The organism is Klebsiella terrigena (assembly GCF_012029655.1).
GTDB lineage: Bacteria > Pseudomonadota > Gammaproteobacteria > Enterobacterales > Enterobacteriaceae > Klebsiella > Klebsiella terrigena.
This window is the reverse complement of record NZ_CP050508.1, coordinates 41,206-56,558: the sequence shown is the minus strand read 5'-3', so window position 1 is coordinate 56,558 and position 15,353 is coordinate 41,206. Positions and strand designations below refer to the sequence as shown.

Sequence of the window (15,353 nt, the reverse complement as noted above, 5' to 3'; positions counted from 1 at the left end):
ATGTTTCGTTTTACGTTAGTTTTTATCGCGCTCCTGAGCGCAGGCTGCGTCTCCCTTGACCCGCACTACGAGCGTCCGGCGGCGCCGGTGCCCGCCACGCTGCCCGGCGCCCACGGCGAGGCGACGACGGTCGTCAGCCAGTGGCAGCAGGTGGTGAACGACGCGCGGCTCAAAAAGGTGGTGACCATCGCGCTGAACAGCAACCGCGACGTGCAAAAAGCGCTGGCCGATATCGAAGCCGCCCGCGCCCAGTTTGGCGAAACCCGCGCTTCGCTATTCCCCACCGTTGACGCCGAGCTGAGCCATACCCGCAGCAAAACGGTGGCCAGCGGCCTCACCTCATCGGCGGAAGCCGACGGGGCGGTCTCCAGCTTCGAGCTGGATCTGTTCGGCAAAAACCAGAGCCTGACCCGCGCGGCGCGGGAAACCTGGCTCGCCAGCGAATTCACCGCTCAGAATACGCGGCTGACGATGATAGCCGACCTGACTACCGCGTGGATCACCCTCGCGGCGGACAACAGCAGCCTGGCGCTGGCCGAAGAAACCATGGCCAGCGCCGACAGCTCGCGCAAAATCGTCGCCCGCCAGATGGCGGTCGGCACCGCTGCGGCCAGCGATCTCAGCGATGCCGAAGCGGTTTACCAGCAGGCGCGCGCCAGCGTCGCCAGCTATCGAACCCAGGTCGCGCAGGATAAAAACGCGCTCAACCTGCTGGCCGGCGAAAGCGTCCCTGAGAGCCTGCTGCCCGGCACGCTGCAAAGCCTCGGTGATAGCAGCATCGCCCTGATCCCCGCCGGCGTCTCTTCGTCAGTCCTGCTGCGCCGCCCGGATATTCAGGAGGCAGAGCACAACCTCAAGAGCGCCAACGCCGATATTGGCGCCGCGCGCGCCAACTTCTTCCCGAGCATTTCGCTCACCGCCAGCGCCGGGGTCGGCAGCGATTCGCTCTCTTCGCTGTTCAGCCACGGGATGCAGGTGTGGTCGTTCGCGCCGTCAATCAGCCTGCCGCTGTTTACCGGCGGCAGCAACCTGGCGCAGCTTCGCTATGCCGAAGCGGAGAAAAAGGGGCTAATCGCCACCTACGAGAAAAGTATTCAGAGCGCGTTCAAAGACGTCGCCGACGCCCTGGCGCGCCGGGAAACGCTGGGCGAGCAGCTGGATGCCCAGCAGCAGTACGTCGCCGCCGAGCAGAAATCGCTGGATATCGCCACCCGCAGCTATCAGGCAGGGATCGGCAACTATTTGTCGGTGCTGACCGCGCAGCGCACGCTGTGGTCGGCGCAGGCCACGCTGATTACCCTCCAGCAAACCGATCTGCAAAACCGCATTACGCTCTGGCAGTCGCTGGGAGGCGGCGCCAGCTGATCTGCTCCCGCCGGGCCGCAGGGCCCGGCATCCTCATAAGGACCTGCTATGCCGCGTATTTCTCTCTCCTGGGTGGTTATTCTCGGGCTGCTCTCGGGCATCGGCCCGCTCTGTACCGACTTCTACCTGCCGGCGCTGCCGGATATCACCCGCCAGCTGAACGCCACCAGCACGCAAACCCAGCTCTCGCTGACCGCCGCGCTGCTCGGGCTGGGCCTCGGCCAGCTGTTTTTTGGCCCGCTCAGCGACCGCATCGGCCGCCGCAGGCCGCTGATCCTCTCGCTGCTGCTGTTTATCGTCTCCTCGGCGATGTGCGCCCTGACCCAGGATATCCATCTGCTGATTCTCTGGCGCTTTTTGCAGGGCTTTGCCGGCGCGGGCGGCTCGGTGCTGTCGCGTTCGATTGCCCGCGACCGCTACCAGGGCGCGCTGCTGACGCAGTTTTTTGCCCTGCTGATGACCGTCAACGGCATTGCGCCGGTTCTGTCGCCGGTGCTTGGCGGCTACATTATCACCGCCTTCGACTGGCGCATTCTGTTCTGGGCGATGGCGGCGATCGGCGGCGTACTGCTGCTGTTAAGCCTGGCGATCCTCCACGAAACCCTGCCGCCGAAAAGCGCCGCGACCTCGCGTAAAGCGGGCGGCTCGCCGGTGCTGAAAAATCGCCGCTTTATGCGCTACTGCCTGATTCAGGCCTTTATGATGGCCGGCCTGTTCTCCTATATCGGCTCGTCGTCCTTCGTGATGCAGAGTGAATTTGCCATGAGCGCCATGCAGTTCAGCCTGCTGTTCGGCCTGAACGGGATTGGGCTGATTATTGCCGCGCTTATCTTCTCCCGCCTGACGCGCCGCTTTTCGGCCGAGTCCCTGCTGCGCACGGGTCTGACGCTGGCGGTGCTGTGCGCCGCCGGCATGCTGCTGTTCGCCTGGCTGAAGCTGCCGCTGCCGGCGCTGATCGGCCTGTTCTTCACCGTGTCGTTTATGAGCGGCATCAGCACCGTGGCCGGGGCCGAAGCGATGAACGCCGTTGATGCCGGGCAGTCGGGCACCGCATCCGCGCTGTTAGGTACGCTGATGTTCGTCTTTGGCGGCATCGCCGCGCCGCTCGCCGGACTCGGCGGTGAAACCATGTTGAAAATGAGCCTGGCCATGGCGATAAGCTATTTTCTGGCCCTGCTGCTGAGCCTGAAAAAACCCGCTGCACTACGCTAGCCCAGCCTGCGGTAATAAAATATTCCAGTTTTATTACCGCACAATCCCCCGCCACACCTACAAATATCTTATTATCTGCCGTGCGCTAATCGTGATAACCTTCACATGAATGGAATAATTAATTCCTTAGAATACCCGCCACCGTGAATAATGAGGTTTTGTTATGAGTATCGACCTGAGCAAACTGCTGACCGAACGGCGCAACGCCAATAGCGCCAATATTGACACCCTGTCTACCGTTGAAATGCTGACGGTGATTAACCAGGAAGACAGGCTGGTGGCCGAGGCAATTACCCCCTATTTGCCGCAGATCGCTCAGGTTGTCGATAAGGTCGCCACCGCGCTGCAGGCGGGCGGACGCCTGATTTATATCGGCGCGGGCACCTCCGGTCGCCTGGGGATCCTCGACGCCAGCGAATGTCCGCCAACCTTCGGCACGCGTCCGGAGCAGGTGGTCGGGATTATCGCCGGCGGGCATAAAGCCATCCTCAGCGCGGTGGAAAACGTCGAAGACAACAAGGCGCAGGGCGCAATGGACCTGCAGAACCTCAATTTCAGCAACCGCGACGTGCTGGTTGGCCTCGCCGCCAGCGGACGGACGCCGTACGTCATCGGCGCAATGGAGTATGCCCACAGCCAGAACGCGTTTGTCGCTATCGTCAGCTGCAATCCGCACGGCGAGATGGCCCGGCTGGCGGACGTCGCTATCACTCCGGTCGTCGGCCCGGAAGTGGTGACCGGCTCAACCCGCCTGAAGGCAGGCACCGCGCAAAAGCTGGTACTGAATATGATTTCGACCGGGGCAATGATCCGCGTCGGCAAGGTCTACAGCAACCTGATGGTTGACGTTGAGGCCACCAACGCCAAGCTTATCGAGCGTCAGATCTCCATCGTCATGGAGGCAACCGAGTGCGATCGCGACGCCGCCCAGCGCGCGCTGGACGCCTGCGGCCGTCACTGCAAAACGGCCATTGTGATGGTGCTTGCCGATCTTAGCGCCGAAGAAGCGCAGTCGCTGCTGGCCAAAAATAGCGGCTATATCCGCAAAGCGCTGGGCAACGCCTGAGCGCCAACAGACAGGTAAACTGCAATGGCAAAAATAAATAAAGAGATGATAGCGCGGATCCTTACCCACGTCGGCGGAGCCGGAAACGTGGCGCAGGCCGGTAACTGTATGACCCGCCTGCGCCTGACCCTGCGCGACGAAGCGCTGGCCGATAGCGCCGCAATCCGTCAGGTTGAAGGCGTGATGGGGGTTATCGTCAGCGATGAGCAGTTTCAGGTCGTGCTTGGCCCGGGCAAAGCGCAAACCGCGGCGGAAATGATGAACGCCATGCTGGAGGATGCGCCGCAGGACGCCCCGTCGCTGGCGGAGGTCGCCGCCGAGAAGAAACAGGCGCTGAAGAGCAAGCAAACCGGCGGGGTACAGAAGTTTCTCGCCAAATTCGCCACCATTTTTACGCCGCTGATCCCCGGCTTTATCGCCGTCGGCCTGCTGCTCGGCTTTGCTACCCTGGCAGAACAAATCTTCGTCCTGGAGAATGCGCACCCTAACGCCAGCCTGGTGGCGCTGATCGGCTATATGAAGATCTTCAGCAAAGGGATGTTTACCTTCCTGAGTATCTTAATCGGCTATAACGCCCAGAAGGCGTTTGGCGGCTCCGGGGTCAACGGGGCGATTATCGCCTCGCTGTTCGTTCTCGGCTACAACCCCGAAGCAACCAGCGGATTTTACGCCGGGATCACCACCTTCTTCGGCCACGGCATCGACCCGCGCGGCAATATTATCGGCGTGCTGATCGCCTCGATTATCGGCGCATGGGTGGAAAGACAGGTGCGGCGTTTCATGCCGGCCAACCTCGATATGATCCTCACCTCGGCGGTCACGCTGCTGATTATGGGCGCGGTCACCTTTACGGTGATCATGCCGATTGGCGGCTGGCTGTTTACCGGAATGTCGTGGCTGTTCCTGCACCTCAACGGTAACCCGTTCGGTTCAGCGGTGCTGGCGGGGCTGTTCCTGCTGGCGGTGATGTTCGGCGTCCATCAGGGCTTTGTCCCGGTCTATTTCGCGCTGGTGGATGCGCAGGGCTTTAACTCGCTGTTCCCGATCCTGGCGATGGCCGGCGCCGGGCAGGTGGGCGCCGCGCTGGCCCTCTACTGGCGGGCAAAGCACGGCTCGCTGCTGCGCACCCAGATCAAAGGGGCGATTATTCCCGGCTTTCTGGGTATCGGCGAACCGCTGATCTATGGCGTCACCCTGCCGCGGATGAAGCCGTTTATCACCGCCTGCATCGGCGGCGCCTGCGGCGGCTTCTTCCTCGGCCTGATCGCGTGGCTGGGCCTGCCGGTGGGGCTGAATACGGTCTTTGGGCCCTCCGGCCTGGTGGCGCTGCCGCTGATGACCTCCGGCAGCGGCATCTACGCCGGGATGGCGGTCTACGCGGCGGGGCTGGCCGTCTCATACCTGTGCGGCTTTGCGCTGACCTGGCTGTTCGGCAGTAAGAACGTTGATTTGAGCTAAGGCGCAGCGCTGGTCAGGGGGCGCCTGGCCGGCCGTTCCCCGATCTGCGCCGCGCTTATGCGGACGGCGACTACCATTTCCTTCCCCGCCGTCCGAACGCGCCCATGCTATGATTCCCTTTTCGCGATATACCACCTGAGGGAAAGATGGGCTCCAGTAAAAAAGGGATGCTGAATGTACTTATAGCCGCCGTGCTATGGGGGAGTTCCGGCGTCTGCGCGCAGTACATTATGCAGCAAAGCCAGATGTCATCACCGTTTCTGACCATGACGCGCCTGCTGTTCGCCGGCCTGATTCTGCTGATGCTCTCTTTCGTCCACGGCGATAAAATTTTCCGCGTCCTGCAAAACCGCAAAGATGCCGTCAGCCTGCTGATTTTCTCGCTGTTTGGCGCGCTGACCGTGCAGTACACCTTCCTGATGACCATCGAAAAATCAAACGCCGCGACCGCGACGGTGCTGCAGTTCCTGTCGCCGACGATTATCGTCGCCTGGTTCGCGCTGGCCCGCAAAACGCGCCCTCGCCCGCTGGTGCTGGCAGCGATCGGCACTTCGCTGGCTGGCACGTTTCTGCTGGTAACCCACGGCAACCCGACAACGCTCTCTATTTCACCCGCGGCGCTCTTCTGGGGGGTGGCTTCGGCCTTTGCCGCCGCCTTCTACACCACCTATCCGTCAACGCTTATCGCCCGCTACGGCACCCTGCCGATCGTCGGCTGGAGCATGCTGCTCGGCGGGGCGATGCTGCTGCCGTTCTACGGCGGCCAGGGCAGCAACTTTGTGGTCAACGGCCCCCTGCTGCTGGCCTTCTTTTATCTGGTGGTGATCGGCACTTCGCTGACCTTCAGCCTTTATCTGAACGGCGCGCAGATGATTGGCGGCGCGAAGGCGGGGATCCTCAGCTGCGCCGAGCCGCTGAGCAGCGCCCTGCTCTCTTTGCTGCTGCTGGGCATCACCTTTACGCTGCCGGACTGGCTCGGCACGCTGCTGATCCTGTCATCGGTGGTGCTGATAGCCTTGGATTCACGGCGGCGCGTTCGGGCAGCATAGAAAAGCAATTTACTGATTTTAAACAATTTATAATCCAGATGATTTGCGTGTTTTGCGCACTACGCATATAGTTTGGTATCACCCTTGAAGGAGAAGCGCCATGAAAGCGTGTTGGATGTTGTGCCTGGTCAGCGCCCTCAGCGCCTCGGCTGCGTGGGCCGAATCGCCGCTACAAAGCCTGCAGTTCGAGCAGCAAAAACAGCTGGTATTAAAAGCGGTGAAGGAAAAATGCACCCCGGCGGCAACGCTTAGCGATAACGACTTTGCCAATAAGGTTCTCGCCTCGAAAGAGAATCAAACCTACGTGCGTGAGGCAACCCTGGCAAAAGAGCGTAATAACCAGAAGAACTACCAGGCGGCGATCGACAAGATTACCTGCCCGGCGCAGTGATCCCGCCTGCGACGCGGCCAGCAGGCCGCCCGCCGCGCAAATAAAAATACCTGTCAGTTACGCCACTGGCAGGTATTTTTTTGACTTCATCATGGCCTCGCGGCTGTGTGCGCCCGCGCGCGGGCCAGCTTAGATTTTCGGAATAATAAGATCCCCGCGCAGCATGCTGCCGCCCAGCATTTGCGTCTTTTCCGTCAGCCAGCTGACGATCCGCATCGCCATCACATCCATCGAGTACTCAATCGCCGGAATGGTCGGAATACCCGGCAGCTGTAGCGAGCCGGCCAGGCTAAAGACCATCACCTTTTCCGGCACCGCGCGGCTGAACGCCTGCAGCTGCGGGACAACCCGCTGCGCCTGCTGCTCGTCCGCAACCAGCAGCGCATTGAAGTTCAACGTCGTCGCGTTGCTCACCAGCTCCTGCACCGCCACCGACGGCGAAGTGCTGTCGAGGAATACCAGGTTGCGATTAAACGGCAGGAAATTTTTCTCCAGCGCATGCTTGTAGCCCAGCAGCACCTGATCGGCAAAGCCGCTCCCCTCGGGATGGATGAGCGCAATCTGGCGTCGCCCCTGGCTAATCAAATAGTTACAGGCAGTTTCCGCGGCAAAAGCGTGGTCAAACTGAATGCTGTTCGCCCCTTCGCTCTCGAGGCAGTCAATCAGCGCCACGTCCGGCCGGTCAATATTCAGCGGGAAGCGGGCGCCAATAATCAGGATATCGTCGCACAGGCCGCAGCTGAGCTCTTCGAGCGAGTTCATCACCCCGTCGCGGGTGTTGGCGAAGCGCAGCAGCAGATGCTTTTGATGCTGACTCAGCTGTTTTTCCAGGGCATACAGATAGCTGGTGGTTTGATTGATATTATCCTGGGCGCAAATCACCCCGATGCAGCCCGTGCTCTGGCTGAACAATGATTGGGCAATCATATTTGGCCGGTAATTGAGCTCTTCCGCCGCCTGCAGTACCGCCTGACGACTGGCCTCTTTGACGCCGCGAGAGCCGCTCAGCACGCGTGAAACTGTGGCCTTTGAGACGCCAGCTAACCGTGATACATCGTTGATTGTAGACATCTTTCTCCCCTGACAGGGTCGGGCCGATCCCTGTAAATCTTTAGACCTGAATCGCTTCAATAGTAACCAACGGCAGTATATCCGTTTCCTTTTTTATTTGGAAACCGATTTTCCGTTTCATGGAAAATCATCGCAAAAACCACGGAATTATGTGAGCCGAATCTAATTAATCAGCCCCGTACACGGTAGATCTTGACGGTTATCACAGTTCTGTTTTTTATAAATGGAAACCGGTTTCCGTCTGATATCAAATCATCCACGCAATAACTTTTTACATATTGAGGATGAGTGTCGATGTACAAGATTATGCTGTGCTGCTCTGCGGGAATGTCCACCAGTCTGCTGGTCAGGAAGATGGTCGATGAGGCGAAGGAACGTAACCTGCCTGTGCAGATAGACGCCTACGGCGTTTCCGAATTTGACATGCAGTTTCCGCAATACCAGGTGGTTCTGCTCGGACCCCAGGTAAAATACATGCTGAAAACATTATCTGAGAAAGCCGCTTCCCTGAATATTCCGGTCCAGCCGATAAACGCCATGGACTACGGAATGCAGCGGGGAGATAACGTCCTGGATTATGCTCTGTCGCTGATAGCAGCGGCGCATTAAGAGGTGTGCAAATGAGTTCTCTGTATCAGTCCATGATTGCCGTGATCGAGCAATCTATTACTCCGCTGGCAGGACGCCTTGGGCAGCAGAAATACGTTATCGCCATCCGCGATGGCTTCACTGCCGCATTGCCGTTTATGATCATCGGCTCTTTCATGCTGGTATTTATCTTTCCTCCTTTTTCACCCGACACCACCAACGGTTTTGCCCGCGGCTGGCTGGATTTCTCACAGCAGTATCGTGAGCAGCTGATGCTGCCGTTTAACCTGAGCATGGGGGTCATGACCTTCTTTATTTCCGTCGGCATTGGCGCCAGCCTCGGCCGCCAGTTTCAGCTCGACCCGGTGATGTCCGGCCTGCTGGCCTTTATGGCCTTTCTGCTGGTCGCGGCACCCTACGCTGACGGCAAAATTTCCACCCAGTATCTGTCAGGCCAGGGGATCTTCACCGCCTTAATTACCGCCATCTACTCCACCCGCGTTTACGCATGGCTGAAGCAGAATAATATTACTATCCGCCTGCCGAAAGAGGTGCCCACCGGCGTCGCGCGCTCGTTCGAAATCCTGATCCCGGTGCTGGTGGTGATCGGGACGCTGCATCCGCTGAACCTGTTTATCGAAGCGCAGACCGGTATGATCCTGCCGCAGGCGATTATGCATCTGCTGGAGCCGCTGGTGTCGGCCTCCGACTCCCTGCCGGCAATCCTGCTCTCCGTGCTGATGTGCCAGATTTTCTGGTTCGCCGGGATCCACGGCTCGCTGATTGTGACCGGGATTATGAACCCGTTCTGGATGGCGAACCTGTCGGCAAACCAGGCGGCACTGGCCGCTGGCGCCGCGCTACCGCACGTTTATCTGCAGGGCTTCTGGGACCACTATCTGCTGATTGGCGGCGTGGGCTCGACGCTTCCGCTGGCATTCCTGCTGCTGCGCAGCCGCGTGGCGCACCTGCGGACCATCGGCAAAATGGGCATCGTGCCAAGCTTCTTCAACATTAACGAACCGATTCTGTTCGGGGCGCCGATTATCATGAACCCGATGATGTTTATCCCGTTCGTGTTCGTGCCGATGATCAACGCAGTGCTGGCCTACGGCGCAACCCGTCTCGGCTGGCTGACGCAGGTGGTCTCGCTGACGCCGTGGACCACGCCAGCCCCTATCGGCGCCTCCTGGGCCGCCAACTGGACCCTGAGCCCGGTGGTGATGTGCGTCATTTGCATGGTGATGTCAGCCGTCATTTACCTGCCATTCCTCCGCGCCTATGAACGCTCATTAATGAAAACTGAAGTCGAAAAAGCCAAAGCTGCCGTTCCGGTTGCTGAAACAGTCAGTCAGTAATAGTCGGGAAATACGCTCTTAGCTGTATTTCCCGGAGCGTCCGATAAAAATAACACCGTCATCAGGAATTATGCGGAAAAGGGATTTTCGCCGTACGCTTTAAATAATAAAGTTAATGATCTCAGGAACTATTATGATTGAATTAGAAGATGCGGTAATGGAAATTATCGTGAATGCGGGACAGTCACGCTCATTATGTTTCGAAGCGATTCATGCTGCCCGCCACGGTAATATTGATGAAGCTAAACTGCTCCTTAATGAAGCCGACGGCTACGCCCGCCGGGCGCACCAGATGCAGACCCAGCTTATCGAGCAGGATGCGGGCGAGGCGCGCCAGCCGATGACGCTGATTATGGTCCACGCGCAGGACCATCTGATGAATTCGCTGCTGGCTCGCGAGTTTTCACAGGAAATTATTCACTTATACCAACGTTAATATATAAACGTCATCCTCTAACTCACCCCTTATATTAATCGGGGCGGGATGGTTATTATCTTAATATATAAATTATTACCAGCGAGATAATTATGAATAATGTAAAAATGCTGCCATTAGCCATGGCGGTCGTTGCCGCACTGTGCCCAATTTCTGTATTAGCGCAAGATTTTACTCAGCAACAAATAGATGCCATTGTGGCGAAAGCCGTGGATAAAGCGCTGGCCGACCGTCAGGCTAAAATGGATGCCGCCGCTGCGAAGAAGGTGGATCTGGAAACCAACCCGCAAACCGCCGCAGCCACGCCGGATATGGCTATTCCATTCGGCCTGAAGTTTAGCGGCTACGCCCGCTACGGCGCCCAGTTCCAGACCGGCGATCAGAAGTTCGTCGGCGTCGACGGCTCCTACAACGGCGCGTCGGCCATCGGCCGTCTCGGCAACGAAGGTAACGGCGGCGAATTCCAGATAACCAAAGCCTTTAAGAGCAGCCAGGGCGCTATCTGGGATATTAACGTTATGTTCGACCACTGGAGCGACGAAGTTAACCTGAAAAAGGCTTACGTCGGCGTCACTAACGTCCTCGAATCAAACCCCAACGCCTACATCTGGGCCGGTCGCGACTTCCACCAGCGTCCGCAGCAGGGGATCAACGACTACTTCTGGATGAACCACGACGGCCAGGGCGCCGGGGTGAAAAACTTTGATATCGGCGGCGTGCAGTTTGACGTGGCGGGGGTCTCACAGGTTGAGTCCTGTAGCCCGGAGGTGATGGCCGATGAGTCCAACCCGTCGCGCATCACCTGTACCGGCGGCTCGGGAACCGGCGATGACGGCCACTACGCGCTGACGTCAAAAATCCACAATATGAAGGCTGGCCCAATTGACGTTGAGGTGTACGCCAACTACGGCTTTGATTCAAAAGCGGTGGATAACGACGCGCAGCTCGATGCCTGGCAGGGCGGCCTGCTGTTGAGTCACACCAACGGCGACGACAGCGGCGTGAACAAGGTGATCCTGCGCTATTCCGATAACGCGGATAACAGCGTCTATAACAAAACCGACGGGCTGACCGCTATCTACGCCAGCTTCGAAGGTAATTATAAGTTCACCCGCCAGGCGCAGGTTGAATACCTGCTGGCCTTCCATGACTACGACAACGGCAAGGACAATACCGATAACCGTAAAAACTACGGCGCGATTGTTCGTCCGATGTATTTCTGGAACGACGTGCATTCAACCTGGCTGGAGGCCGGCTATCAGCGCGTTGACTACGATCAGGGTGGCGACAACAAGGGCTGGAAGCTGACGCTGTCGCAGAACATCTCTATCGGGATGGGACCTGAGTTCCGGCCGATGCTGCGCTTCTACGTCACCGGCGGTCAGGTGGATAATAAACATACCGCTAAGGTCAACGGCACCAGCAGCGATCAGCTGGACTCGCTGAACGTCGGCGGCATGTTCGAGGCGTGGTTCTAAGTCAGAAAGCAGTCCCGGGTCGCGGCATGAATGCCCGGCCCGGGTTTGGTTGCCCGGCCGGCGCTGCGCCCCGGGGCAACGACAGCTAGATCCGCACCTTCGTTGCCACCAGCAGCCCGGTCAGCAGCATCAGGGCGCCCGAGATAATCAGCGGCGACAGCAGGCCCAGGTGGTCGAGCGCCACGCCGCCAACCGCGGCCCCGCAGGTATTCGCCAGCTGAATCACCGCAACCTGGATCGAACCGGCTTTTTCCGCCTGGTCTGACAGCGAACGGGTGATCCACGTTGACCAGCCCACCGGGATCAGGGCGAAAGCAAAGCCCCAGATAATCGCCACCGTGGAGGCCACAATCTGACTTTCTCCCCACAGCACCAGCACCGCCGCGCTGGCCGCCAGAACCAGAGGCGCAGTCGCTAAGGCGGTTTTCACCGAGCGCTTCAGGAGCATCGACGACAGCGAGGTCCCGACAAAGCTGGCAATCCCAAAGCTCAGCAGCACCAGCGTCAGGCCATCAACGTCAAAGCCCGCGAGGGTCATATAGACCGGACGAATGTAGGTAAAGAAGGAAAACTGGCCGGCGAAGGCCATGAAAATAGCGCACATCCCGGCCATTACGCCGGGACGCTTCAGCAGGCTCAGCATGTTTTGCTGCTGATGCGGCGCTTCACCAGGCAGCGAAGGCAGCACCTTCAGTACCCAAATCGTGCACAGCACGCCCATTACCGCCGCCGCGTTAAAGACGTTGCGCCAGCCGATAATACCGCCGAGGAAACTGCCCAGCGGCGCGGCAATCACCAGCGCAATCGACACCGCTCCGAAGATAACCGACAGCGCTTTTGGCACCACCCGCATCGGAACCAGACGCATGGTCAGCGACGCCGACATCGCCCAGAATCCCCCTAACGCCAGCCCCAGGCAGGCGCGACCTACCAGCAGCAGCCAAAAGCTGTTGGCAAAGGAGACCAGCAGGCAGGAGAGCGTCAGCAGTACGGAAAACAGGATCACCACGTAGCGGCGATCGGTGGTGCGAATAAGGGTCGTAATAAACAGGCTGGCAAACATCGCTACAAATGCGGTCGTGGTGACCGACTGTCCGGCCATCCCCTCGGAAATGCCTAAATCCTGCGCCATCGGCGTCAGCAGGCTCACCGGCAGGAACTCAACGGTTATCAGGCAGGCGACGCAAAAGGCCACCGCAAAAACCGCCGACCAGTTTGGCCGTGAAATTTCATTGGTCTGCGATTTGCTCGTGGTGCGGATATGTTCTGTCATGACGTAACCTGAAGCTAAAAACGTACGGAAAAGCAGCGCAGTCTATCATCAAAATTGTGACGAATTTAACGTTTTGACAACTTTTCTTTCATTACCACGCTCAGTCAGATAGCCACTGCGTAATTCATGGATAAATTCAACGACGAGACAAATAGGAAGCGCAATGACTCGTGATATTAATGCAGATAAAACACCCCCTCTTCCGGCAGGAAGAGCTGGTTATAGCGCAGCTGGAAAGCGTTTAGCTCCTGCGGATCGGGCTCTATTTCACGCATAAAGCCAAGCGTCAGGCGGATTTGCGCATCGGTGATTGGCGCGGCAAGCCGGGCTTTACGCAGCAGACGGTACCAGCTATTCAGATTCTCTTCGCTGCCATCAACAATGCAGACCTGCCAGATTAGCAGCACCTGCGCAGCATTCTGCAGATGGGCCTCATCGGGGCGCTCAAGGTAGCGAATAAACTCGGTTCCAGCCGTTTTACCAAACTGGTCGATCATCGACTCAATCGCAACCGGCGTGATACCCAGTCGTTCGTTTAAGCGTTTGATCGCCCGGCGGGAATCAGAGGTCAACACCCGAAATCCGACCACAAACACCACGCCAAGCGTTGCCAGTATTATCCAGACCATACGTTCTCCTTAAATCAGCCGCTCATCATAGCGGGAAACATCCGGTCTCGACAGCAGGCAGCGCCAGATTAGTGAACTGAAAAAAGGGAAAAAACGACATGCAGCCAGGCCTGCGAACGCGAGCCCTTAACCGGCTAAATTCGGGGGATGACTAAGGGGGTAGCTGCAAGAGACCCGCCAACGGCAGTTGGCAAAAACGGGAGAAACGGGATAAACGGTTATCAATACAACATCTATTATGGCCTAAACGGCAAGCAGTACACAGACTCATTCTTTATTGATAACGATGGGAGATTATGAAAATGTCATTGCCAGCGTACTCATTTCTTCCGTTGATTTTACGCATGTCTACTATCCGGGTAGTTCTTCTCCAAATAGGGATGAAGCCATCAAAAAACCATCTGTAGGTCAGGAGCGGCCTAAATGCCCACTCCTTTACAGCAGGCATAAAAAAGCCCGGCGGGAAGGCCGGGCAAAGTTACTCATACCTGAAGCCTCAGGCGGTCTGCAATCGTTGTTTCTTCTTCTCGCGGCGAATTTTACGTTCTTCAAATACCGCCACGATGGCCATCAGGCAGATACAGCCAATGGCCGCCGCGTCCAGCGCCGCGAAGGTGCCCGCCCAGCCGGTGAGGCCGAAGACCGGCGTGCCGTCGGCGATCATCCCGAGGCCCAGCTTGGCGAAGCTGTCGCCAATCAGGTAGGCGAAGGTGCCTTTGATGCCGTCCGCTGCGCCAATCGCTTTTTTCGGCACAAAACCGACGGCGGCGACGCCGATCAGCAGCTGCGGGCCAAAGACTAAAAAGCCGAGGGCAAACAGCGACATCAGATAGACATACTGATTGCTGGCATGCTGGTAAACGCCGAGCGTCGCAATGATCAGCGCCAGCGCGACGCAGGCAACCAGCGCCCGGCGGCCGTTAGCCAGATCCGACAGCCAGCCCCACAGCAGGGTGCCGACCAGCGCACCGACTTCAAACAGGGTAAAGCCCTGAATCGCCACCTCTTTTGACAGCTTCAGCTCCTGGAACGCGTAAACGGTTGACCACTGGTCGATGCCGATACGCACCACGTAGAGGAAAATATTGGAGAAGCACAGCAGCCAGATAACTTTGTTTTTCAGCACGTACTCGACGAAGATCTGCCACTTGGTCATCGCGCTCTCTTCGGTTTCTTTATCCTCTTCGCTGATCTCCTCGCCGAACAGCTCTTCGGCATTGCCGAGGCCGTAGGATTCAGGGGAGTCGCTGCCAAAACGCAGGCCGATAAAGCCCACGACCAGCGCGATAATCGACGGGAAGATAAACATCCCGATGACGTGGCCGTCGAACAGGTAGTTGGCGCCAAACAGCGCGACCCCTGCCGCGCCCGCGCCGCCGAGGTTGTGGGAGATATTCCACATCCCGAGGTACGATCCGCGCTTGCGTCGCGGCGTCCACTTGGTAATCGTCGAGTAGCTGCACGAGCCGCCGGTGCTCTGGAAAAAGCCGCTCAGCGCATAGAAGGCGATCATCAGGAACAGGCTGGTCGACCCGGCGCCCATGCTGGCGCTGAAGCCGAGCATACAGATGGCGGAGAGGATCAGCATAAACGGCAGGAACTGCTTGGTATTCTTGCCATCGGCGTAGTAGGAGACCAGCGTTTTACCCACGCCGTAGGTGATGGAGAAGCCCAGACCAATCATCCCCAGCTGGGTCATGCTCAACCCGTAGGTGGAGATCATGTCGTTCTGGGCGATGTTAAAGTTCTTGCGGATCAGGTACATGGTCAGGTAGCCGATGAAGACCACCAGATAGGACTGCATGAACGGTTTAAACCACATCTTGCGCCGCACGTCGAGCGGCAGATCCAGGGTCGGTTTACGTACCTGGTTTAGAAAGGCCAGCATAGGACACTCCAGGTTTTCCCTTGATGCCTCAGGCCTCAGGTACGTTGGCGACGCTCGCCTGCCGCCTTCCTGCAACATGAATTATTTTGGG

The 15,353-nt window shown here is 58.2% G+C and carries 14 protein-coding genes; 10 read left to right on the top strand and 4 right to left on the bottom strand.

Annotation, left to right across the window (positions count from 1 at the left end; translation table 11 throughout):
• The 6 genes from HCK03_RS00265 (at position 1) to HCK03_RS00240 (ending at position 6,541) form a co-directional block, all read left to right on the top strand.
• Entirely contained in the window at positions 1-1,365 is a 1,365-nt protein-coding gene (locus HCK03_RS00265; RefSeq protein WP_041143288.1) for an efflux transporter outer membrane subunit, read from the top strand.
• 48 nt (positions 1,366-1,413) lie between these two features.
• The gene (locus tag HCK03_RS00260) at positions 1,414-2,577 is read left to right on the top strand and encodes a multidrug effflux MFS transporter (RefSeq protein ID WP_115191648.1); all 1,164 of its coding nucleotides are present in this window, start codon (positions 1,414-1,416) and stop codon (positions 2,575-2,577) included.
• 163 nt (positions 2,578-2,740) lie between these two features.
• On the top strand, positions 2,741-3,643 hold the full coding sequence (murQ, locus tag HCK03_RS00255; protein WP_041143289.1) for an N-acetylmuramic acid 6-phosphate etherase: 903 nt from the start codon (positions 2,741-2,743) through the stop codon (positions 3,641-3,643).
• Positions 3,644-3,667: 24 nt separating this feature from the next.
• Positions 3,668-5,101, top strand: coding sequence for a PTS N-acetylmuramic acid transporter subunit IIBC (gene murP / locus HCK03_RS00250; protein ID WP_141335156.1), 1,434 nt, complete (start codon positions 3,668-3,670; stop codon positions 5,099-5,101).
• Between the two features lie 146 nt (positions 5,102-5,247).
• A complete protein-coding gene (locus tag HCK03_RS00245; protein WP_167691000.1) occupies positions 5,248-6,150 on the top strand; it encodes an EamA family transporter in 903 nt (300 codons plus the stop codon).
• 100 nt (positions 6,151-6,250) lie between these two features.
• Entirely contained in the window at positions 6,251-6,541 is a 291-nt protein-coding gene (locus HCK03_RS00240; RefSeq protein WP_041143292.1) for a YicS family protein, read from the top strand.
• A gap of 129 nt (positions 6,542-6,670) precedes the next feature.
• Here HCK03_RS00240 and HCK03_RS00235 read toward each other — a convergent pair whose 3' ends face one another.
• Complete coding sequence (locus HCK03_RS00235) at positions 6,671-7,612, bottom strand: LacI family DNA-binding transcriptional regulator (RefSeq protein WP_041143293.1); 942 nt, start codon at positions 7,610-7,612, stop codon at positions 6,671-6,673.
• Between the two features lie 294 nt (positions 7,613-7,906).
• Between HCK03_RS00235 and HCK03_RS00230 the strand changes: the two genes are divergently transcribed.
• The 4 genes from HCK03_RS00230 to HCK03_RS00215 all read left to right on the top strand — a co-directional run bounded on the left by HCK03_RS00230 (position 7,907) and on the right by HCK03_RS00215 (position 11,472).
• Positions 7,907-8,221 (top strand): PTS sugar transporter subunit IIB, encoded by a 315-nt coding sequence (locus HCK03_RS00230; protein ID WP_041143294.1) that lies wholly within the window; start codon positions 7,907-7,909, stop codon positions 8,219-8,221.
• Positions 8,222-8,232: 11 nt separating this feature from the next.
• Positions 8,233-9,558, top strand: coding sequence for a PTS sugar transporter subunit IIC (locus tag HCK03_RS00225; RefSeq protein WP_041143295.1), 1,326 nt, complete (start codon positions 8,233-8,235; stop codon positions 9,556-9,558).
• A gap of 133 nt (positions 9,559-9,691) precedes the next feature.
• The gene (locus HCK03_RS00220) at positions 9,692-9,994 is read left to right on the top strand and encodes a PTS lactose/cellobiose transporter subunit IIA (RefSeq protein WP_041143296.1); all 303 of its coding nucleotides are present in this window, start codon (positions 9,692-9,694) and stop codon (positions 9,992-9,994) included.
• Positions 9,995-10,086: 92 nt separating this feature from the next.
• Positions 10,087-11,472 (top strand): carbohydrate porin, encoded by a 1,386-nt coding sequence (locus tag HCK03_RS00215; protein WP_041143297.1) that lies wholly within the window; start codon positions 10,087-10,089, stop codon positions 11,470-11,472.
• Positions 11,473-11,557: 85 nt separating this feature from the next.
• Here HCK03_RS00215 and nepI read toward each other — a convergent pair whose 3' ends face one another.
• The 3 genes from nepI to uhpT all read right to left on the bottom strand — a co-directional run bounded on the left by nepI (position 11,558) and on the right by uhpT (position 15,262).
• The gene (nepI, locus tag HCK03_RS00210) at positions 11,558-12,745 is read right to left on the bottom strand and encodes a purine ribonucleoside efflux pump NepI (RefSeq protein WP_076947889.1); all 1,188 of its coding nucleotides are present in this window, start codon (positions 12,743-12,745) and stop codon (positions 11,558-11,560) included.
• Between the two features lie 176 nt (positions 12,746-12,921).
• Entirely contained in the window at positions 12,922-13,374 is a 453-nt protein-coding gene (locus HCK03_RS00205) for a DUF1198 family protein (protein ID WP_041143299.1), read from the bottom strand.
• 496 nt (positions 13,375-13,870) lie between these two features.
• On the bottom strand, positions 13,871-15,262 hold the full coding sequence (uhpT, locus tag HCK03_RS00200; RefSeq protein ID WP_123552575.1) for a hexose-6-phosphate:phosphate antiporter: 1,392 nt from the start codon (positions 15,260-15,262) through the stop codon (positions 13,871-13,873).
• Positions 15,263-15,353 lie beyond the last annotated feature (91 nt).